This window comes from Mesorhizobium sp. P2_E7, from assembly GCF_056403855.1.
On record NZ_JBFUER010000001.1, the window covers coordinates 2,345,143 to 2,366,371 of the forward strand.

The 21,229-nt window shown below is 60.2% G+C and carries 14 protein-coding genes; 6 read left to right on the forward strand and 8 right to left on the reverse strand.

Annotation, left to right across the window (positions count from 1 at the left end; genetic code table 11):
- Positions 1-167: 167 nt before the first annotated feature.
- From AC1DYC_RS11725 to AC1DYC_RS11760, 8 genes are all read right to left on the reverse strand, one after another.
- Entirely contained in the window at positions 168-389 is a 222-nt protein-coding gene (locus AC1DYC_RS11725; protein WP_477406422.1) for a hypothetical protein, read from the reverse strand.
- Positions 386-6,751: an RHS repeat-associated core domain-containing protein gene (locus tag AC1DYC_RS11730; RefSeq protein ID WP_477406424.1), complete on the reverse strand. Its 6,366-nt coding sequence runs from the start codon at positions 6,749-6,751 to the stop codon at positions 386-388. Before AC1DYC_RS11730 ends, AC1DYC_RS11725 begins: the two co-directional genes overlap by 4 nt.
- A gap of 352 nt (positions 6,752-7,103) precedes the next feature.
- On the reverse strand, positions 7,104-9,164 hold the full coding sequence (locus tag AC1DYC_RS11735; protein ID WP_477406426.1) for an SPFH domain-containing protein: 2,061 nt from the start codon (positions 9,162-9,164) through the stop codon (positions 7,104-7,106).
- A 397-nt stretch (positions 9,165-9,561) separates the two neighbouring features.
- Positions 9,562-10,758 carry a mandelate racemase/muconate lactonizing enzyme family protein gene (locus tag AC1DYC_RS11740; protein ID WP_477406428.1) on the reverse strand — a complete coding sequence of 399 codons (1,197 nt, stop codon included), beginning with the start codon at positions 10,756-10,758 and terminating at the stop codon, positions 9,562-9,564.
- An 8-nt stretch (positions 10,759-10,766) separates the two neighbouring features.
- Positions 10,767-11,093, reverse strand: a complete 327-nt coding sequence (locus tag AC1DYC_RS11745; protein WP_477406430.1) for an NIPSNAP family protein — start codon at positions 11,091-11,093, stop codon at positions 10,767-10,769.
- Positions 11,094-11,195: 102 nt separating this feature from the next.
- Positions 11,196-12,554, reverse strand: a complete 1,359-nt coding sequence (locus AC1DYC_RS11750; protein ID WP_477406432.1) for a mandelate racemase/muconate lactonizing enzyme family protein — start codon at positions 12,552-12,554, stop codon at positions 11,196-11,198.
- Between the two features lie 62 nt (positions 12,555-12,616).
- Positions 12,617-13,783 carry a mandelate racemase/muconate lactonizing enzyme family protein gene (locus tag AC1DYC_RS11755; RefSeq protein WP_477406434.1) on the reverse strand — a complete coding sequence of 389 codons (1,167 nt, stop codon included), beginning with the start codon at positions 13,781-13,783 and terminating at the stop codon, positions 12,617-12,619.
- A 54-nt stretch (positions 13,784-13,837) separates the two neighbouring features.
- Entirely contained in the window at positions 13,838-14,548 is a 711-nt protein-coding gene (locus tag AC1DYC_RS11760; protein WP_112562095.1) for a GntR family transcriptional regulator, read from the reverse strand.
- A gap of 209 nt (positions 14,549-14,757) precedes the next feature.
- Here AC1DYC_RS11760 and AC1DYC_RS11765 point away from each other — a divergent pair, with 209 nt between their 5' ends.
- From AC1DYC_RS11765 to AC1DYC_RS11790, 6 genes are all read left to right on the forward strand, one after another.
- Positions 14,758-16,239, forward strand: a complete 1,482-nt coding sequence (locus AC1DYC_RS11765) for an ABC transporter substrate-binding protein (RefSeq protein ID WP_477406436.1) — start codon at positions 14,758-14,760, stop codon at positions 16,237-16,239.
- 76 nt (positions 16,240-16,315) lie between these two features.
- The gene (locus AC1DYC_RS11770) at positions 16,316-17,278 is read left to right on the forward strand and encodes a carbohydrate ABC transporter permease (RefSeq protein WP_477406438.1); all 963 of its coding nucleotides are present in this window, start codon (positions 16,316-16,318) and stop codon (positions 17,276-17,278) included.
- Complete coding sequence (locus AC1DYC_RS11775; protein WP_477300775.1) at positions 17,275-18,165, forward strand: carbohydrate ABC transporter permease; 891 nt, start codon at positions 17,275-17,277, stop codon at positions 18,163-18,165. Before AC1DYC_RS11770 ends, AC1DYC_RS11775 begins: the two co-directional genes overlap by 4 nt.
- A 10-nt stretch (positions 18,166-18,175) precedes the next feature.
- Positions 18,176-19,273 carry an ABC transporter ATP-binding protein gene (locus AC1DYC_RS11780; protein ID WP_477406440.1) on the forward strand — a complete coding sequence of 366 codons (1,098 nt, stop codon included), beginning with the start codon at positions 18,176-18,178 and terminating at the stop codon, positions 19,271-19,273.
- A gap of 34 nt (positions 19,274-19,307) precedes the next feature.
- Complete coding sequence (locus tag AC1DYC_RS11785) at positions 19,308-20,471, forward strand: mandelate racemase/muconate lactonizing enzyme family protein (protein ID WP_477406442.1); 1,164 nt, start codon at positions 19,308-19,310, stop codon at positions 20,469-20,471.
- A gap of 23 nt (positions 20,472-20,494) precedes the next feature.
- Positions 20,495-21,229, forward strand: a complete 735-nt coding sequence (locus tag AC1DYC_RS11790; protein ID WP_477406444.1) for a ribonuclease activity regulator RraA — start codon at positions 20,495-20,497, stop codon at positions 21,227-21,229.

Here is a 21,229-nt window from a genome sequence, read left to right on the forward strand (position 1 = left end):
CATGACCCTATGCCATATAGGAACTACGGTGACGCGCCCTATTGTCCTTTTACACCTGCCGCGTTTCCTTGGCTTCACCGCATTCGTCGCAGGTCGCCCACCCTTCGCGACAACCTTTCGAACGTAGAAAAGGTGCGTCGTCACCGTAGTCCAAAACGCTTGCAGATTCATTGCCTGGACTTAGGATTAATAAGTATGTAGTTAATAGAGCCACAATTTGGACAACTAAGTGCTCGTTCTAATAATGATTCCGCAGTACCGCCGCTTATATCAAATATTTTTAGGTATTCTTGTTCGCATACAGGGCAAATTATTCGAGCATTTTTGTCTTCCGCAGCGATTTTCCCAGCATTGATCCACCCTCTTTTGACTTCTTCCTTTGATCTCATTTTCCGGTCCAATCTGGCTTAGCTTGTCCGCCGCCTGCGCCGCCGCCACCGCCGGCGCCATCGCTTCCTCCCATGGCGTCGGAAGCCCTATCAGCAAAACTAGCTGCGTCCCGGGTTTCTTTCGTTGCCAAATCTGCCGAGACGCCCTTCTTGGACTTCGATGTCGCCAGGCGATGCAGCTCATGCAATACAGTTTTCTCCAATTCCGTTTCTGAAGTAAACGCTTCACGTCCTATGAGGAAGCCATTCTCTCCAAACATCGTCATCCCAGCAGCTGGCAATCCTGGTTCATACTGAACGAGCCGACCACCAATAGTGACTGATGTCGGTACGCCGCTTGCCTGCGCTGCGCGGATCGCACCCATCTGCTTAGACCCAAGGATGGCTCGTGCCTCGGATATGATAGATTTCTCGACCTTACTGAAGCCAGAGAGAGCTTTCCCTACTTTGCCAGCTATTCTTCCTGCTGGAACAACGCCAATAGCAGCCATCGCGATATTGCCAAATGTCGGGTGCTCAATCGCATCAATGATCCCCAAAGCGGTACCAACTGGAGACACGTCTATCGCTACTTGGGCACTGGCGCCTCCAACAGCTAGCGAAACTCGGCCAACGTCTTGCTCAAAATTAGCCAAGCCTTGTACTTGAGAGTTAATTTGAGAGTTTATGTAGCCCTTCCCGATGCCCGCCAAATCCTGATGTCCATTTGGGTCACTATCGTTCACAGGATCATTGTGGGCATAGGAATACCTATTTGTGCCGACGCCGGGCTTAGTCGGGTCCCAATCATCCGGCGAAATGAACCGCCCCAGCACCGGATCCATGTAGCGTGCGTTGAGATAGAGCAGCCCGGTCTCGGGATCGAAGCGCTCGCCTATGTAGCTCTTCTGCGTCTGGAAGCCGGTGTTGAGGCGTTCGCCATAGGTGGCGTAGTTGGTGGCTTCAGCTATGTTGCCCGAGGCGTCGGTGACCATGCGCACCGAGGCCAGGTGGTCGCGGTGCAGGAAGGCTTTTGTCGTGCCGGTCACCTTGATGTCGGGATGCGGATATCTGGTGTAGATCTCCGCACCCGGTGTTGCCGGATTGATCTCGACATCGGCGTCGGGGTAGAGTGTGGTGGCAAAGTTCGAGGTCTTCTTTGCCCGCGCTCCGTCCGGTCCATAGGCGAGGTTGACGGTGTTGGAGGCGCGCGTGACGGTCTTCAGCCGGTTGGCTTCGTCCCAGATCAGCGTGCGGCTGCCATCGGAGGTGAGATTGCCATTGGCGTCATAGGCCATGGCGTTGGCGCCGACGGAGATTGGCGCATGCGGGCGCGCTGCGGTTGCCGCGGGATAGACATAGGTGCCGGCAACACGGGTGCGCGAGACCATATTGTCGTTGGCGGCATAGACGAAGGTTTCGTCCAGCGAGTTGTCGCCGAGATTGTCTGAAGAGGTTAGCCGGTCGGCATTGTCATAGCCATAAGTCCAACTGTCGGCGGCGGTCAGCCCCGTCGTGCCGGTGATGCGGCCGAGGTTGTCGCGCGCATACTGATCGTCGAGCAGAATGGTCGCGCCCTTCGATGTGGTGACACGCGTCACCCAGCGCCGGGTCGGCGAATAAATGAAGGTCGTCTTCACACCGTTGGCGTAGGTGATCTCCTTGGTCTGGCCATCGGCCTCATAGATCGTCGAGGTGATGAAGCCGGGGGCGGAGAACAGTTTGTTGCCGGCGGTGTATTGCAGGCGGTGGTCCCAGTCGCCGAACCACAGCTCGCCCGGCTTGTAATTCTTCAGGATGGTCTGGCCGGACCCGTCGTGGATATCGACCGTGGTGTGCATCAGGCCGGCAATGGTCATGTCGTGCCAGCCGAGCTTGCCAAACCCGTCATAATTGTAGCTGTGCGTCGCTGTCGCGTTGGTCGAGGTGGTCAGCTGGCCGATATTGTAGAAACCGGCAGCCGCCTGGTCGTAGGTGTTCTGCGTTTGCGTCACCGCGCTGCCGCCGGGCGCCGTTGCCGTCTTCAGCGTCAGCCGGTCCATCTGGTCGTAGCTGAGCGTGCTCACCGTGCCCCTGGCATCGGTCTGGCTGACCAGCCGGTTGGCGGCATCGTAGGTATAGGACCATGTGCCGAGATCGGGATCGGACGCCGACAGCCGGTTGCCGACCATGTCGTAGGTGTAGCTCCAGGTCGAGCCGCCGGGATCGGTGACGCCGATCAGCCGGCCAAGCAAGTCGTAGCCGCGACTCTCGGTCAGAGCGAGACCGTCCTGATCACGCATAATGCCGGCGATGTCGCCGCGCGTCGTCGACCAGGTTTTGGTCTTATGGCCGAGCTCATCGATCAGGATCACGGCAAACAGTCGCGGATTGGGCGTGCCGGCGGTGTCGGTGAGGAAGTGTATGTAGGTCCGCTGGCTTGCATCCGGATTGACCGTCTTCACCAGCCGGTCGGCCCAATCATAGGAGTTGGTGGCCCATTGCGCGGCGTCGCCGACAAAGCGCGGGAAGGCGGTGCGCAGCGCATTGCCGCGCGGATCGTAGTCGGTATCGGCAATGCGTTTGGCGCCGGCCGCTGTCTCTCCGGGGGTTTCGACGCGATAGACGCGGCCGAGCCCATCATAATAGGAGCGGGTAAAATCCTCGCCCGCACCATTGGGCAGCGGCGTGTACTTCACCAGCGCCTGGGTTGCCGGATTGCCCTCATTCTCGAAGCGCGTCTTGGCATAGGCGCCGGTGACGCTCTGCGAGACCTGGTAGAGCCGGCAGAACGGATCGTAGGTGAAGGTTTTCACCAGACCATTGAGGTCGGTCTTCGTCGCCAGCAGCCCGCAGGCTGTATTGAAGGTGGCCGTCGAGACAAAGCGGGTGTCGGCGGCCTGGCCGCCTGTAGCAAAATACTTCGCCGCCCGTTCCGTTATCGGATAGAGGTGATAGGTCGCGTCATAGTCCCACTCGGTCTTGTGGCCGAGCGCGTTGGTGGCAGAGATCTTGTTGCCATAGCTGTCATAGGCAAAGACCTGATAGGTCGCCCTCGCCGGTGAGGAATAGATATCGGCATAATCCACTGACCAGGTCAGATTGCCCTTGGTTGGCGGGGTCGTGTTGTCGGCATGGTTGTTGTCGTAGAAGTCGTAGTGGACGTGAATGTAGGGAAGCGATGCATCGAAACCTGCTTGCGCCGTCTGTGCGCGTGGCAGCGACACGATATAGGCACCGGTGTTCGGCGCGAACCAATCTGCCGTCCATAGTTCATCGCCACTGACGTCGGTGCGGCCGTAATCCTTGATTTGCGCAATATTGTTGTAAGTGTCGAACACCCGCTCGACCCGCAAACTGCGCACGACACTGCTCTCGGTGACCGTCGTGTCGGTCGCCGTGTTCTGCACGGTGTAGGGTTTTGTCGCTGTGTTGACGACATAGGTCTCGGCCACCTGCTTGTGCACGGTGCCCGCGCCATCCTTCCACACCGTCAGCGACGGCAGGCCATAGCTCGCCAGATCCTGGCGGTAGGTGGTCTCGATCTTGGAGGCCGCCGTCTCGCCATTGGCCAGCGGCCTGGTCTCGACAATCGAGGCAAAACCCAGGAACTTGCGCGCCGCCGGATCGTATTTACCGCCGGCATAGGTATACGCGCTCACCGCCGTCTGGCCGCGTCCGTCGCTGACCGAAAGTTTCGTCACGGCATGTACGACCTGCGGCAGGTAGTTGTTCGCCCAGGTCGAGGACGGCGAGTACTCGACAGCAACCGTGCCACCGAGCTCGGTTACGATCTGCTTCAACAGGTTCGGATTGCCGGTGCCGGGGTTCGACACCAAAATGTGGCTGTAGTCGGTCAGGTCCGGCAGGCCGTCACCGTTGAAGTCACCGATCACACTACCAACGGGGCCCATCTCTGCCGGGCGCGCAAGATTCACCGCAATGTAGGCCGTGGCGGATGACGGTTGCAACGAGTAGACTTTGATCACGCGCAAGTCAGGTACGGCAACAGTGGCCGTGGTGCCCAACGTGAATATGTCGACCTTTCCGTCATTGTCGAAATCACGCAGAATTGCCGGGCCGCCTAGTATGCCGGTCGCTGTAGAATAGCTTTTGAGACCGGTGCCGGTCGACAGGAATATGGTGGCCTCATCGACGCTGGACCTGTATCTTACGACATCCGTTGCGCCATCGCCGTTGATATCGGCGAAAACACAGGCGCCAGGATTTGACTGAGTGTCAAACTGGCAATTGATCCCAAATGACGATCCGCCAGCCTGCCATTTGCCGCTTGAAAGCACGCCCTTTTTGACGGAAGTGCCCACCGCGAACAACGGCTGTTGCCGGCCGTTGCCGAGGAAATCGCCAACACCCATGTTCGTTTCGGAGGAATTGCCGCCTTTAAACTCCAGCGTATCAATTCCATCGCCATTCGTGTCAGCCACAAATGACGGGATCGCGGGAAGTGACGATACATTGCTGTAGTTTGGCAAACTGCTGCACAGGGCCTCATAGCCCGCAGGCGCTGGGCTGCAGGACGCAGTGGTCATCGCCAGGTTAGCATCTGTCAACACCAGAGAAGGAGTTGCCGAGTAAGTGTAAGTGCAAACCTCCCCGTTGTCTTTCGTGCCGTGACAAGAAGCTGTTTTGGTATTCTGATACTGGGCAAAATCTATCGCGTTCTTTGTCGCCAGGAAGCGTCCAGGATCAAAAACGCTTAGCCCAGAGCTGCCTTTCGGTGTAAGATCAGTGCCAAGCGATGACGTAGTTGTTGAGCTTGTGTTGCCAAACAAACTCTTTACGTCAAAAGGCGCTCCATTGCTGCCGAATTTGATTATTCTTTTGAAATGTTTAACCGTCTTTGTCGTCAATACTTCGTGATTGCCGGTTGATCCTCCTCCTGTATTGGTTGTTGTTGTCGTCGTCTCGGTATACTTGCAGCAAAGTTCATCCCGGCCATCGAAGTCAACATCAAGGTTTTCTGTAGGATTCCCGTAGGTTGGATTGTCACCAAGCGCGGGGATGTGCTCATACATCGGCGTGTTGACGGTGGTGTAATTCCAAGCCGCATCCTGATAGGTCATCTGGCCGAGTGACTTCGCCGTGCCGCCCGAGATGGTGCCGTCGGTAGCAATGGCGGCATCGGTGCCGTAGCGGGAGACGGCGGTGAGGCGTGAGGCGTTGGAGAACGGCGCCGGGTCGTAAGTGAGCTTGTAGGCGCCGCGCAGCGTGCCGGAGACCTTGACGCTGACAGATTTGATGCGCTGGCTGGTCACCGAGATGTCGCGGCCATTGCCCATCAGGATCAAATCGGGCCGCGTCTCCAGATAGAATTTTACCACCGTGCCATTGTAGCTGACGGCGTCGGGGTAGCAGACCGGGCTGGCCGGGCATGTGTAGCTGTAGGCAACACTGTTGCCGTTGGTGTCGGTGACCGAGGTCAGCAGCCAGCGATAGCTCATCGCAAGGTCATAGGCCGGCGTGCCGGCCGTCGGCGTCAGATTCGCAACCGCGGCTACCGAGCGGAAGGTGGAGACCGTGCCGTCGCGGTCCGTCACCTTCCATTCATTGGTGGTGCTGTTCAACGCGATACGGCGGTAGGATTCATTCTCCGTCGCATGCGTGCCGCCGGTCGCACACGAGGGGGAGACCATACCTGCCACGCAGGCGACCATCGCCTGGCCGTCCAGCAGATAGATGTCATTGGCGTCGAAGGCGGGCATACCGTAGCCGGGCGTGGCCCGTTCGATGACGTCGAAGCCGTCGAGGCCCCAGGCATAACCGAGCCAGCCCTGGTAGAGGCCGCCTAGCTTGGTCTTGCGGGAAGAATTGTAGTTGAGCGCAATCTGCGGCTCGATACCGTGATAGTCGGGGACGTCGATGCCGATGTCGTAACCCAGATTGCCGTTGCCGGCGGCCTTGGGCAGGTCCACCTTCGGCGTGCCGACAGCCTCGGGATCGCCACTGTCCGTCGCCGTGGCTGCTGCAACTGCCGCGGCTGCGGCAGCCGGTTCCTCCGGCGCTGCTTCCGTATCGGCCTTACCGGCTTCCTTGCCCTTGGTATCGGTCGTCTTCGTGTCGGCAGCCTTGGTGTCGCTCGCCTTGGTATCGCCAGCCTTGGCATCGGCCGGTTTGGCTCCAACCTTGGCGGCCGCATCGGGACTGCCGGTCGTGGACGCCGCATCTCCCGTCGTGCCTGCTGCCGGGGCCGGCTTGGCGGTCGAAGAGCCGGTGCCCAGTGCGGCGCCGCCATTGCCGAGGCCGCCGCTGGCCGGCGCCTCGGGCGAGGCGCTCTGCGCAAAGGCTTCTATTCCTGCACCGCCTCTAATATAAGAAAGGGAAGATACATCCGCACCAAAGATGCCTGCGGCAAACATAGCCGCGCCCAAAAGCAACCGCTTCATTGAAACCCCCGAGTCAGTTGCTGGAAGCTACTCCGGCTTCACTTGGCGGATACGACACAATCCGGTCATATCTAAAATATCCACAGCTTTATTTGAGCGTCAGGCGAAGAAGGCGCGTGTACAGTGCCAGCTGCCAGGGATGTAACCGGCAGAGCTAAAAGCACGCCTTGTTGCTGGGCCGCCGCGGGTCTCCCCGCCCCTCAGACCGCCGCCGTCGCCCTCGCCTTCGCTGGCTATGCTGCCCTTATCCCCAGCAGAAGATTGCGCCCTGCCACAACATGGTTCGGCAGAGCGCAGAAAAATGGCCGGTACAACCGGCCCATTTTCAATCAATCTCCTCACCCATCCTCAATCAATCCTGCTGAACGGCTTCCTCCTCAACGGGTTCGGGAATCGCATCCGGCAGGTTCTGCCGTCCAACCCGGTCGGCAACGAGCATCGAAAGCATCATCTCGACAAGGCCATTGGCAGCCCCCTTCTCACCACCGCTGGCGCCGATCTGGATCTGCGGCACGAGCGGCAGCCTGCCATTCTCGATCGCCTCGGCAAAGCGCATGAGAACCTGCGAATTGAGCTGATAGTCCGGGCCGCCGAAGGCGGCGACCTTCTTCTCGGTGGCCTCGGCCTCCGCCAGACCGACGGCGCGCACCTTCTCGGCTTCCGCAAAACCGGTCGCCTTGATGCGTTCGGCATCGGCAAGCGCGATAGCCTTGATCATGTCGGCCTCGCCCTGGCCGCCGAGGCGCACCTTCTCGGCCTCTGCCTTGGCATTGACCTGAATGGTTTCCGCCTCCTGGCGGGTGCGGGCGAGTTGCGCCTTGCCCTCGTTCTCGCTGATCTCGATGGTCAGGGCCGACGTCGTGATCTTGGCTTGCTGTTCGGCGAGCGCCTCCTTCTCACGCAACGTGCGTTCCTGAATGGCCGCCTTCTCCTGCAATTTATAGGTCTCGACCTTTTCGACCGCGATCTGGCGATCGCGCAGCTGGATCAGGATCTGCTCGATGCTGTTTTGGCCATTGGCGGCACGTGGCGTACCAATCAGCACTTCCTGCAGCTCGAGGCTGTAGGAATTGAATTTTTCGCGCATTTCCTCGCCCGATTTGCGCTGGATATCGCTGCGCTCCTGCAAAAGCTGGATCAGCGTCTTTGTCTGGGCGATATTCTTGAAGTAGGCAGAGACCATCGGGTCGAGCGTTTGTTCGACCAGCCGCTTGATGTCACCGAAACGCTGCACCACGAGAGGCGCCTTCATATAGTCGATATGCACGACGACGGAGAGCGGCAGCACAGGCTCGAACGCATCCTTGGTGATCAACGACACTTCAGACAGGTTCTCGTCCAGCCTGTGTTCGCCAAACTGCTCCTTCGTCCATTTGAGCACGAAGTTGGTGGTCGGCACGGTGATGATATTGCCGGCATAGGTATTGAACGCATACTTGCCTGGCAGCAGCGGCGTGGACCAGACACCGCGTGCGCCGATTTCGACCAGCTCGCCGTGACGATAAGCCTGCCCGGAAATATCCGTGCCGTGGCGGCCGTTATAGGAGACGACGACACCCACCGTGCCAACGTCGATGATCGTCTTCTCGACCAGTTCGACGGTCGCGAAAATGCGATTGAGGAAGTAGCTGCCGTCGGCCAGCACCTGCAACTGCCGGCCACGGTAGCCGCCGGCATTGAGAAACTTCTCCGGGTCCTGAAAATTGTTGTGAAAGTTCGGGTCGTTCGGATCGTTGGCGACGGTCGGTGCGATGATCTCGCCGTCCGGCAGGGCCGGTCCGTCATGGATGGTGACGATGCCAATCATGTCATCGGCATTGTGGATGACGACCGGCTCGAAGCCGCCCCGTTCCGAGATCATGCTGGACATGTTGGAAAAAAGGCTTTGTTCCGACGAACTCAGATTGACGGAATGGATCGACTGGGCGGTCAGCACGATGAATTGTGCGAGGTTGATGGCATAGGTGCCTTCACGCAAGATCTTGCGTTGCGGTCCTTTCTGTCCGCCCTTTTCCAGAAAGCCGCGCACATCCTGGAAATCATCGGCTTCGGTGTTTGAAGCAAGTGTCTGCGTCGGAGGCAGCGGCTTGCCATCACGGGCAAAGACATAGCCGATCTGCCCCTGCGGGATGGTGACAAGATTGGCGCGATGCATTGAATATTGGAACGGCATGAAGAAATGCAGGCCACCGCGCACGACTTCCGGCTGGTAGCCCGCCTCACGGTTGAGTGCTATGAAGCCATTGCTGATGGAGCCGCGAAAACTCCACAGTTTTTCCAGGATGCCGAGCCTGTCGTTTGGGATGTAGCGGACCACGCCGCTCCACCAGAACAGGATTGCCAGCACGATGACCAGCACGGCGACCTTGATCGCCGTCCATTCGATCGGGCCGAGATATTGTAGGGCTTCCATCTCTTCTCTCCTATGGGGCGCGCAGGTTCGTTCACCCGAGGGCCACTCGGTTGGTGTTGATTGATGAAGCGGGGAGATTGCGCACCTGCGCGCCCGACGCACCAAGGGCGTGTCGAACGTTTGGGCTGCTCATTGTGTGGAAAAATGACCGCGCGTCCCGAGTCCCCAGTGGGGGCGGCGTGGCCGTGAGTTATCTCACATCGGTGTTGCCTTGATAGACACTACACCAAATGACGTAGGCATAGCGCCAACGGGTTTAAAGATACTTCGCGCGAAAACCGAATAATTATTTCCAATGCTATTTCGAATAGGGTGGTGGTTGGCTTTTATAATTGGCAAGAGCGCGAAACTGCGCTCCTGACGGGTTAGAACCGTCGGCCTCCGGCGGCCGCACACGCTAGTCGAAGAAACCGGCGTCCTCTTCCGCGAGATATTTTTTCGCTCCCGCGGCATCGATGTCGAGGCCCAGCCCCGGTGCTTCGAGCAGGTCGATCATCGAATCCTTTACGATCTGCTTCGGAAGGCCGATGACGATATCCTCCCACCACGGGTCGGAGGCGCTGGGATATTCGAAGGCAATGTAATTGGCCGGCAGCGTGGCGCAGACATTGATCAGCGCACCGAGGCCGAGCAGGCCGTTGGCCGTGCCGTGCGGCGCCATCATGATCGAGTGCATATAGGCGTGCTCGGCCACCCATTTGAGCTCGGCGATGCCGCCAATGTCGGCGGGGTCAGGGCCGATGACGCGGACCGCCTGGGTTTCGATCAGTTCCTTGAAATTGTGGCGCAGGTAGATCTGCTCGCCGGTGTGGATCGGGGTGGATGTCGATGTGGTCAGTTCGCGGTAGGCCTGCGGGTTGACCCATGGCACGTAGTCGCCGGTCAGCATGTCCTCCAGCCACATCAGATTGTATTTTTCCACCGCCTGCGCAAAGCGGATGGCGTCCGGCAGGAACCAGCCCGGACCACAATCCAGCGCCAGCGAAACCTTGTCGCCCAGCACTTCTTTCATGGCGATGACGCAGTCGATCATATGCGCCATACCGCGCTCGCTGATCTGCCCCTGGTCCATCGCCCCGTGATAGGTCGGCGGCTGGCGTACGCCGTAGTGGAAGTCGGGCACTGATGTCTTCATGTTGGAGTGGAAGCTGATGCCTTGCTTGACCATGAAGAAGTTTTCCGGCCGCTCCATCATCCATTTGACGTCGGCAGCGTAATCCTCAGGCCTGTCTCCGGTGCGCTTCTTGCGGATAGAGCCGTTATAGACCCGCACCCGGTCTCGCACCTTGCCGCCGAGCAGCTTGTAGACCGGAACGCCTGCCGCCTTGCCGGCAATGTCCCACAGCGCATGCTCGATGGCGCTGACCGCGGCGCCATAGGGCTTGAACGAGCCGCGCTGCCGGATCTTCAGCATGACGCGCTCGACGTCGGTCGGGTCCTCGCCGATCAGCGCCTCGCGAAAATGCAGCACCCAGGGTTTTAGATAGGGCTTGGTGTATTCGACCTCGCCGAGGCCATGGAGACCTTCGTGGGTGACGATGCGGACGATGGGGTGCTTGCCGATGACGGCGCATCGGAGATCGGTGATTTTCATGATGTCCTCTATTTCACCGACGAGAAGGCGGTTGGCGCGAGAAACTGGCTGGAAATATTGGCCACGATCGGGCCATCGCGCTCGGACTCGTCGCGGACCTTGAGCCATATCGGATCGGTGGTGAAGGCCTTCCATTTCACTTCGCGCTCGGCAAGGGATTCCCAGGCGACGAAATAGGTCAGTCGATTGCTGTTTTCGCCGACCACCGTGGTGAAGAACCCGGCTTGGCGGATGCCATGTCTCTCCCAGATGGCCAGCGTTTGGTCGGAAAAGCGCTTGAGCAAAGCCGGCAGCCTGCCCGGCAGGCAGTCATAGATACGCAGTTCGTAGATCATGGTTTCGTCCGTTTCTTTCTTTGCACCCTTGGGAGAGGTCGACACGAATGGTCGGTCGTTTGGCCCTGTGAGCCTGGGGGGAATGATGGCAGGAGGTCTGGGCTAACTCCAAGTCCGGTCCCAGCTATATTCATTGTCCCAATGCTCGGTGGGTTGCCATATCCCCGTGACACCGGGCTGCAGGTGCTGGCTGATCACTTCGTCGACGACGTCGTCGATGCCGAGGCCAGGCTTGTCCGGCACGGTGATGAAGCCGTCCTTGACCAGCGGCTTGGGCAGTCCGGTGACGATATCGTCCCACCAGTCGACCTCGACGCTGTGATATTCGAGCGCCATGAAGTTCTCCGTGGCCACCGCGACATGGGCGGCGGCCATCGCCGCGATCGGGCTTTCGGCCATGTGAATGGCCATGGCAACGCCATGCTCCTGCGCCGCGTCGCCGATCTTCTTGGTCTCGAGGATACCGCCGGTAGTCAGCAGGTCTGGGTGGATGACGGAAATGCCTGATTTGAGCAGCGGCTCGAATGCTTGCCTGAGGTAGATGTCCTCACCCGTGCAGATCGGCACCGACGTCGCCTGCTGCAACTGCCGATACTGCTCGGTGTATTGCCAGGGGATCACGTCCTCGAGCCAGGCCGGCGCGTATTTCTCGATCCGCCGTGCCAGACGGATGCCGTCCTGCAGCGAGATGTGGCCGACATGGTCGATCGCGAGCGGGACCTCGTAGCCAATCACCTCGCGCACTTCATGGATATATTGGTCGAGCAGGTCGATGCCCTTTTCGGTGAAGTGCAGGCCGGTGAACGGATGCGGCACGTTCTGCGCGTCATAGGCCGCGTTGCGCGCCCGGCGTTCGTCCAGCGTGCGTGCCGGACCACGGGCGGCATGGCTGCGGAAACCGTCGAGCACGCCGGCCGGCGCCACCACCGCGCCCGGTATGTGCGCGATCTGCGCCAGCCCGAGGTCCATTTTGAGGAAGGTGAAACCGAGATCCATCCGCGCCTTGAGCCGCTTGCCGGTCTCGGTGCCGCTGGGCTTGTCCGCATCGGTGTCGCAATAGACCCGCACCTTGTCACGGAACCGTCCGCCGAGCATCTGGTAGATCGGCACGCCATAGGCCTTACCGGCGAGGTCCCACAGCGCGATCTCGACAGCCGAGACGCCGCCACCTTGCCGCCCATGGCCGCCGAACTGCTTGATGCGGCGAAACAACCGGTCGACGTCGCAGGGGTTCTCGCCCAGCAACCGGCTCTTCAGCATCAGCGCATAGGTCGCGCTGGCGCCGTCGCGCACTTCGCCCAGGCCGACAATGCCCTGGTTGGTGTAGATCTTGATGAGCGCTGAGGTGAACGGCGCGCCGACGATCTCGGCGACGCGCAGGTCGGTGATGCGCAGCTCGGACGGCCTGGAGTTCGTATTTACCCGATTGAGCGCCTCGCCGGCGCCACCCGTCTTTGGCATGGCTTATCCTCGTTCTGATCGGTGGGCTTGTCGCCGCCCATGCCCGTCCGGCATGAGCGTTGCTAGGCAAGCTCTATTTCGTGAGCCTGCAGATAGTCGCGGTTCATCTCGACGCCGAGACCAGGTTTCGACGTCAGCTTTAGGTTGCCGTTCGAGACATCGAGTGGTCGGTCGATGAGGTGATCGTATTTGGCCAGGTTCCACTCCGACGTTTCGAGCTTGTAGAAGTTGGGAACGGTCATCATCACCTGCGCTCCCGCAACCACGTTGATCGGTCCTGCCGCGTCATGCGGCGACACCGGGATGTAGTAGGCTTCGCACAGGGCAGAAATCTTCTTCAGTTCGGTAATGCCGCCGGTCCAGGTCACGTCCGGCATGATGTAGTCGGCGAGCTTGTTCTCGAGCACCGGCACGAAATCCCATTTCGTGTGGCCGCGCTCGCCCCACGAGATAGCGGCGCTGACTTTCTCGCGCACCTGCTTGAGGGCATTGAGGCTCTCGGGCGGACAAGGTTCCTCGAACCAGTCGATCTGGCCGGCTTCCTCGAGGCTCCGGCAGAGGCGAATGGCGGTGGGCACATCGAAGCGGCCATGCGCATCGATAAGAATGTCTACATCGGGGCCTGCCGTCTCTCGGATCAGAGCCGTCAGTTCGGCGGCCTCGCGCTCGTCCTTGCGGGTCATGCTGCCATCGAGGTAGCCGTCCCGCTGTTCGCGCGACAAGCCATCGGCGGTGCGACCCTGGTGGGGGAAAGGATCGAACTTCAGCCCGGTGTGTCCGGACTCGACGATGTCTCGAATTTCACGGACCACAGCCTCCTTGCTGGTAAACTTGCGTTGGTCGGGATGGGTGTAGAGCGCGATTTCATCGCGTATCGGTCCGCCCAGCAGCTCGTAGATCGGCTTGCCGAGAACTTTGCCGCGAATGTCCCAGAGCGCTATGTCGATGGCGCTCACGCATTCGACGGCGGCGCCGCGGCTGCCCATATAGGTGAAGCTGCGGAATATCTTGTGCCACAGATATTCGATACGCGCCGGGTCCTCACCGGTCACGGCGGCACCGATCTGCCGCAGGATCGTGCAGAGAGCGCGGTTGGCGAGCCTTGTGGTGGTGGTGATTTCTCCCCAGCCGCTCACCCCCTCGTCAGTCGTCACTTCGACGAACAGGAACTCCCCCCAATAAGAAGCGCCGGACTTGATCAGCCACGGCCGAACGCTCGTGATTTTCATCTCAACTGCCTTATATGAAGTGGATCGGGACAGCGGCGTTCCGGACCGGATGTTCTATCCAGCCCGCGCGGCGCTGCGCGCGCGCATATGTTCGAGGACATGCCGGCCGGAGCCCTCGACATGCCGCGCGATGAGTTCGGCTGCCTCGTCGGCATTTCCCGCTTTTACATGCGCGATGAGCTCGCGGTGCTCGCGAAGGATCGCGGCACGCCGGGCGAGCGTGAAGTTGAAACGCCGGCTCACAGCCCGCAGCACTTCGCGATGCTTCCACCAAAGCTCGGCGGCATGGCGGTTGTAGTGCCTCTGGTACATCACGGTGTGAAAGGCGGTATCCAGCTCGCTGTGCCTGAACGTGTCGGCAAAGTTGTTCTCTTCAATCAGGCCCTGGATACGTTCGAGTTCGGCAATGTCCTCGACGGTAGCCATATTCACAAACCATCGCGTCAGGGCCGGCTCGATCAGGACTCCGATCTCGTAGATATCCCGGACAAAGTCCTGGTCTATAGGCCGGACACGCGCCCCACGGTTGGCAACAAAGGTGACAAAGCCCTCGCCCCGCAACAGCTGCAGAGCCTCGCGGACCGGGTTGGTCGAGGTGCCGTGACGGCGAGCGAGATCGGTGACCACAAGCCGCTCGTTGGCGGCGAGCCGCCCCTCGATGATGTCTTCCCGGATCAGTTGATAAAGCGAGGCGCCCTCGCTGGAGGCCCCGATAGGGTCGATCCCTTCGGGTGGCTCTGCTTTGAAATCGCTTGCTTCGGCCAAGGTTGCCCCCAGATCAATACACACTTCAACCGATATCACGCACGGTTTCCATAAACAATGTACGATTTGGCGCGTTGACAGACAATCCACGATCTGAAAACGTATGAAATGCTCGAAGGGATACATCGAACGGAGCGTTCGGCCACCGACGAGCAGGACCGCTCGCCTCGACGCAGAGCGGCGTGGGAGAGAAACCTGGAGGATACCCTATGACGAGGATTTCACTCGGCGGTGCCGTCCTGCGCGGCACTGTCTCCACTGCTTTGATGGTATCGTTGATGTCCGCATCGGCGCTGGGTGCGGCGCCGGTCGACTTGAGCAAGTGGTCGCCCGAATATGTGCGCTCCATTGCGGGTACGCAGGATTTTGACACGGCGGGCGATTGCGGCAAGGTCACCCCGCTCGACTACAAGGGGCGACTGACTTTCTGGTATCAGGGCGTGTTCGAGGGCGACCCCGACCTCCTGCGCCAGTACTACAAGGATTTCTTCGAAACCTTCCGCAAGACCTACCCCAACATCCAGCTGGAAGAACAAGCCCTCACCTACAACGATCTCCTCGACAAGTTCCGCACGGCGCTTCTTGGCAATGCCGCGCCGATGGCGGTGCGCCTGCAAATCCTGGGCGGCACCGAATTCGCCGCAAAGGGCTATCTGCAGCCACTCAAGCCTGAGGATGTAGGCTATTCGACCGATGATTTCTGGCCCGGCGCCATGAAGGCCGTGACCTGGGATGGGGTGACCTACGGAATTCCAACCAACAACGAGACGATGGCGTTCATCTGGAATGCCGATATCTTCAAGCGTGCGGGCCTCGATCCGGACAAGGCTCCAGCCACCTGGGACGACGTCGTCAAGGATTCCAAGCAAATCCACGACAAGCTCGGCATTGCCGGTTACGGCCTCGTGGCTCGCAAGAATGCCGGCAATACGCCGTACCGTTTCATGCCGCAGCTGTGGGCCTATGGCGGCGGCGTCTTCGACGAAGCCACGGCGAACCCGACCTACAAGGAGATCGAGCTCAACAGCCCGCAAAGCAAGGCGGCGCTGCAGGCCTCCTACGACATGTATGTTCGGGACAAATCGGTTCCGGTTTCGGCACTCACCAACCAGCAGGCCGACAACCAGCCCCTGTTCCTGGCCGGCCAGCTTGGCATGATGGTCTCGCACCCGTCCGACTACAACGTCATGCTCGACCTGCAGAAGAAGGCGACCGGCACTGACAAGGACAAGGCGCAGACCGTCATCGACAACATGCGCTACGGACTGATACCGACCGGCCCGGACGGCAAGCGCGCAGTCGTGTTCGGCGGCTCGAACATCCACATCCTCAAGCCCGAATATGTCGAGGGCGGCAAGGTGGACGAGCCGGCGGCAAAGGCCATCATCTGCATGTGGACGAGCCCGGAATGGTCGCTGAAGATGGCCTATGCCGGCTCGAACCCCGGCAACCTAAACGGCTTCAAGACCAAATGGATGAAGGAACGCCTGGACAACATCAAGTTCCTTGATGTCACAACGTCGATGTTGCCATACGGCATCCCGTTCCCGGCGCTGCCGCAGTCCCCCGAGATCATGAACATCATCGTCCCGGACATGCTGCAAAATGCCCTGACCGGAGCGATGACCGTCGACCAGGCAGCGGACGACGCGGCCAAGAGGGTGAAAGAGCTGATGGACGGCGGACTCTAGCCGAAGCCTGACCTGCGATCCACCGGCTGCGCCGAGAGTGCAGCCGGTCCGTTCCGAAAAACAAGGGCACGCCAAAGTGACGATCGTGACCGGCAAGGCCGGAGCTCGGCAAGAGTTGCGGCCCGCTCGTTGGAGCCTGCTGCTGCGCAAGATCTGGGAGCATCGCGCTGACTACGCGTATGTGCTGCCTGCGATCGTCGTGATGCTCATCGTCATCGCTTATCCAATCTACTACACGGTCGAGCTGTCGTTCTTTAATACGCCGCCGGGCCTGCAGCTCCGCGACAAGATCTTCATCGGCTTCGACAACTACACGGCCATCCTCACAAGCCCGGTGTTCTGGAAGGTCACGTGGAACACCCTTGTCTGGACATTGGCATCCACTTTCATCTCCTTCGCCCTCGGCTTTGCTGCCGCGCTGGCGCTCCACCGCGACTTTGTCGGCCGTGGCGTTCTGCGCGCCATCCTGATCGTTCCCTGGGTGATCAGCGCGGTCGCCGCCTCCTATATCTGGAAATGGATCTACCATTCGGATTTCGGCATCATCGGCGCGGTGCTGGTCGGCCTCGGATTGACCGACCGGCCGCCGAACTTCATCGACAGCGTCAGCACGGTGCTGCCCTCTCTCATCGTCGTCAATATCTGGCGCGAGTTTCCGTTTGCCATGATCATGATGATGGCCGGCCTGCAGACAGTTCCCGACCAGTTGCTGCGTGCCGCCAAAGTCGACGGGGCCAATGCGTGGCAGCGCTTCTGGCATGTCACCTTCCCGCACCTGAGAGACGTCTCGACGGTGACGATCCTGCTGCTCGCGGTGGCCAACTTCAATTCCTTCATCATCCCCTGGATCATGACCGGTGGCGGGCCGTCCAACGCATCACATATCTGGATCACCCATATTTACGAGCTCGCCTTCGGCCGGCAGCGCTGGGGGGTGGCTTCCGCCTATTCGGTGCTCCTGTTCCTGTTCATGATGACGCTGGGCTACTTCTACGTCCGTGCGCTCAGCGGCAACGAGCGGAAAGAGGCGGACTCATGAGCAAGATTGCCGAGACTGCTCCTCGAAGCCGGTCCCGTCGCCGTAGCGGCGTCGACGGATGGCGGTGGGCCGGACGTATCTTCCTCGTGTTCATGCTGCTCTACACAGCATTGCCGATGGTCTGGATGCTGATCACTTCGATCAAATCCGGGTTCGCGGCGATGCAATTTCCGCCGCAATGGTGGCCCGATGAACCTACCCTCGCCAGCTACCAGAAGCTGCTCGATCCGCAGAACAGCGTCGGCCAGGACTTCCTCCGCTTCTTCTGGAACAGCCTTTTCGTGTCGACCGTCACGACAATCCTTTCGGTGATCGTGGCTGTCCCTGCGGCCTACGCGTTTTCGCGCTTCCGTTTTCCCGGCCGGAACTTCCTGTTCTTCACTGTGCTTTTGCGCAACATGTTCCCGGCGGTGATCTTTCTGGTGCCGCTCTTCATCCTGATGCGCATGCTGGGGCTGGTGAACACGCACGGATCGCTCATCCTCACCTACCTCACATTCGGCTTGCCGCTGGCGATCTGGCTGCTCAAAGGCTTCTACGACAACATTCCGGTGCAGCTCGAACAGGCCGCGCGCATCGATGGGGCAACACGGTTCCAGGCCTTTATCCTGATCGTGATGCCGCTCTCGACGCCGGGGATCATCGCAACGGCGATCTATTCCTTTATAGGCGCGTGGAACGAGTACATCTACGCCTATACCTTTCTGTCGAAGAACGAGCAGTTGACACTGCCGGTCGGTATCCAGCGCTTCTTCTCGGAAAATACGACGGACTTTCCCGGCCTGATGGCCGCCAGCTTCATGATGAGCGTGCCGGTGGTGGTGCTGTTCCTCGTCCTGCAACGACATTTCGTACGCGCCCTTACAGAAGGCGCGGTCAAGCACTAAGGAGCTGCCGATGGCCCACGTGGTCCTCAAAGATCTGGTCAAGACCTATGGCAGCTTCAAAGCCGTCAACAATGTCTCGCTGACCGTCAATGACGGCGAATTCGTTGCGCTCGTCGGCCCCTCAGGCTGCGGCAAGACGACGACGCTTAATCTCATCGCGGGGCTGATCCCGATCACGTCGGGCGATATCTTCATCGGCGACCGGGTGGTCAACGACCTCGACCCCAAGGACCGGGACATCGCAATGGTGTTCCAGAACTACGCGCTCTATCCGCAAAAGTCGGTTTATATGAACCTCGCCTTCCCCCTGCAGATGCGCAAGCTGCCCAAGGACGAGATCGACAGGAAGGTCAGGGAAGCGGCGAAGGTGCTCGACATGACTCAACTGCTCGAGCGCAAGCCACGCGAGCTTTCGGGCGGGCAACAGCAGCGCGTGGCCCTGGGGCGCGCCCTGGTTCGAGATCCGGCGGTATTCCTGATGGACGAACCGCTCTCCAATCTCGACGCAAAGCTGCGCGTGCAGATGCGGTCTGAAATCAAGCGGTTCCACCAGGACCTGAAGGCGACGATCGTCTATGTGACACACGACCAGCTCGAGGCCGTGACCATGGCAGACAGGATGGCCGTGATGAACGGCGGCTTCCTGCAGCAATACGATTCGCCGGCGCAAGTTTTCGCCCATCCCGCCAACATGTTCGTCGCGAGCTTCGTCGGCAGCCCGGCGATGAGCCTTATCCCACTGGAGGCATCGACCGCAAACGGCGGCACCACTCTGACGAGCGCCGAAGGCTGGAGCCTCCCGCTGTCGCAACTCAACGCGCGCAAGGTGCTGGGAGCAACCACCAGGAAGGTCGTGCTCGGCGCGCGACATTCGACGATCAAGCTGCACAAGAGCGCCGCCCCCGGCGCCATTCCGGCCAAGGCCTATACGGTGGAGCCAACCGGAGACGTCACCTTCGTGCAAGCGTTCCTCTCCGGCGCGATCGTCAACATCAGCGTGTCTCCCAACATCGCCGTCACACCCGACGAGCACATCTGGCTCGAGTTCGATCAAGAACGCATCCATCTGTTCGACGGCGAAACGCAGATGGCCCTCCAGGCCGATTGAGACAGGGGCGGATGCGTTGGGGGAATGCGTGTGAATGACCACGAAACTTAAGATCACGGCGATCAAGTCTTATCCAGTGTGGGTGGGAACCCGCAACCAGATGCTCGTCAAGGTCGAGACCGACCAGGGCATCTTCGGCTGGGGCGAGAGCGGCTTGAGCGGTCGCGAGAAAGCCGTGGCCGGCGCAATCGAGCACTATCGCGAATTTCTCATCGGCCGCGACCCGATGCAGATCGGGCGGATCTGGCAAGAGGTCTATCGCAGCCAGTACTTCGAAGGCGGACGCGTTCTGCAGGCGGCGATTTCCGCCATCGACATCGCCCTTCACGACATCAAGGGCAAGGCGCTGGGAGTACCGGTTTACCAGTTGCTCGGCGGCAAGCAGCGCGACCGCATCCCCACCTTCGCCTCGACCGGAGACGAGGCCGAGGGCGATGTTGCCATCGACCGAGCCCGGGACCTGTGCGCGCAGGGATGGCAGGCGATCCGCTTCTTCCCCGCAGGCCAAAGCAGCAAGGACATCTTCGAGCCGCGCGAGTCGATCGGCGCTACCGCGAGGATGCTCAACAAGGCACGCGAGGCGCTGGGCGACGAGGTGGTCCTTGGTATCGACTATCATCATCGGCTGTCGGTCGCCGAGGCGGCGAGCTTCTGCAACAAACTCGACGGTGGCGTGCTCGATTTTCTTGAGGAGCCGATACGCGACGAGACCCCGGAGGCCTACGAATCCCTGCGCACGATGACCGACATCCCGTTCGCCATCGGCGAGGAATTTGCCAGCAAGTGGCAGTTCCTGCCCTACATCGAGCGTGGCATCCACCAATTCAACCGGCTCGACGTTTGCAATGTCGGCGGGCTCACCGAGGCGATGAAGGTCGCTGGCTGGAGCGAGGCGCACTATGTCGACCTGATGCCGCACAATCCCCTTGGCCCGGTCTGCACAGCCGCAACCATCCATCTCGCCGCGGCGGTGCCGAATTTCGCATGGCTCGAGACCAGGGCGCCGGAAAGGACGCTGGGCTTCGACAATTCCGAGTTCTTTCCCGTGCAACCACGGCTTGACGGCCCCGATTACCCGGTCAGCGACCTGCCGGGACTGGGCGTCGAGATCAACGAAGAGGCGATCCAGGCGCAGAGCTTCCGCTTCTGGGAAGCGCCTCACCTTAAGCGCCGCGACGGGTCTGTTACGAACTGGTAGTTTCCTTTCAACCGGAGTCCACAATGACGCATACCCCCGACATCACGCGGCCGCCCAAAGATCTGATCGACGCGCTCAGGGAGATCGGCGCCGCGACGGTTGCCGGCACGCTCGGCCACATGGGTTTCCGCAATCCGCACATGGTCGGTCCGGTGGCGCAGAACCACGGCAAGTCGGTCGTCGGGCCGGCGCTGACGCTGCAATTCCTGCCGCAACGGCCCGACCTCTTCAGCGAGGGAGAATATGCCGATCCGGAGACCCAACTGCACCGGCACGTGCTCTATCACGCACAGGAAGGCGATGTGGTCGTCGTCGACGCGCGTGGCGACATGAGCTCGGGCGTCTTCGGCGATATGATGTCGACCTATTTCAAGGGCAGAGGCGGTGCGGGCATCGTCATCGACGGATGCATGCGCGACCGGCCCAATGTCGAAAAGCTCGACCTCCCCCTTTGGCTGCGCGGCTGGACGCCCAACTATCATGTGCAGACCAGCATTTATCCCAATGCCGTTAACGTGCCGATTGCCTGCGGCGGTGTCACGGTGATCCCCGGCGACATCATCGTGGCCGACGACGACGGGGTCGTGGTGCTTCCGCTCGCAATGGCCGCAAAAGTGATCGAAGAATCACAGAAGCATCACGAGTGGGAGGAATTCTCCCGCATGAAGCTGATGCAGGGTGCGCCACTGCAGCGCTACTATCCGCTGCAGGACGATGCCCGCGGCGAATATGAGGAATGGCGCAAGGCCAATCGGTAG

Coding starts and splice junctions, on each gene's coding strand:
- AC1DYC_RS11725 (WP_477406422.1), bottom strand. CDS start 389: ATGAGATCAAAGGAAGAAGTCAAAAGAGGGTGGATCAATGCTGGGAAA.
- AC1DYC_RS11730 (WP_477406424.1), bottom strand. CDS start 6,751: ATGAAGCGGTTGCTTTTGGGCGCGGCTATGTTTGCCGCAGGCATCTTT.
- AC1DYC_RS11735 (WP_477406426.1), bottom strand. CDS start 9,164: ATGGAAGCCCTACAATATCTCGGCCCGATCGAATGGACGGCGATCAAG.
- AC1DYC_RS11740 (WP_477406428.1), bottom strand. CDS start 10,758: ATGAAAATCACCGATCTCCGATGCGCCGTCATCGGCAAGCACCCCATC.
- AC1DYC_RS11745 (WP_477406430.1), bottom strand. CDS start 11,093: ATGATCTACGAACTGCGTATCTATGACTGCCTGCCGGGCAGGCTGCCG.
- AC1DYC_RS11750 (WP_477406432.1), bottom strand. CDS start 12,554: ATGCCAAAGACGGGTGGCGCCGGCGAGGCGCTCAATCGGGTAAATACG.
- AC1DYC_RS11755 (WP_477406434.1), bottom strand. CDS start 13,783: ATGAAAATCACGAGCGTTCGGCCGTGGCTGATCAAGTCCGGCGCTTCT.
- AC1DYC_RS11765 (WP_477406436.1), top strand. CDS start 14,758: ATGACGAGGATTTCACTCGGCGGTGCCGTCCTGCGCGGCACTGTCTCC.
- AC1DYC_RS11775 (WP_477300775.1), top strand. CDS start 17,275: ATGAGCAAGATTGCCGAGACTGCTCCTCGAAGCCGGTCCCGTCGCCGT.
- AC1DYC_RS11780 (WP_477406440.1), top strand. CDS start 18,176: ATGGCCCACGTGGTCCTCAAAGATCTGGTCAAGACCTATGGCAGCTTC.
- AC1DYC_RS11785 (WP_477406442.1), top strand. CDS start 19,308: ATGACCACGAAACTTAAGATCACGGCGATCAAGTCTTATCCAGTGTGG.
- AC1DYC_RS11790 (WP_477406444.1), top strand. CDS start 20,495: ATGACGCATACCCCCGACATCACGCGGCCGCCCAAAGATCTGATCGAC.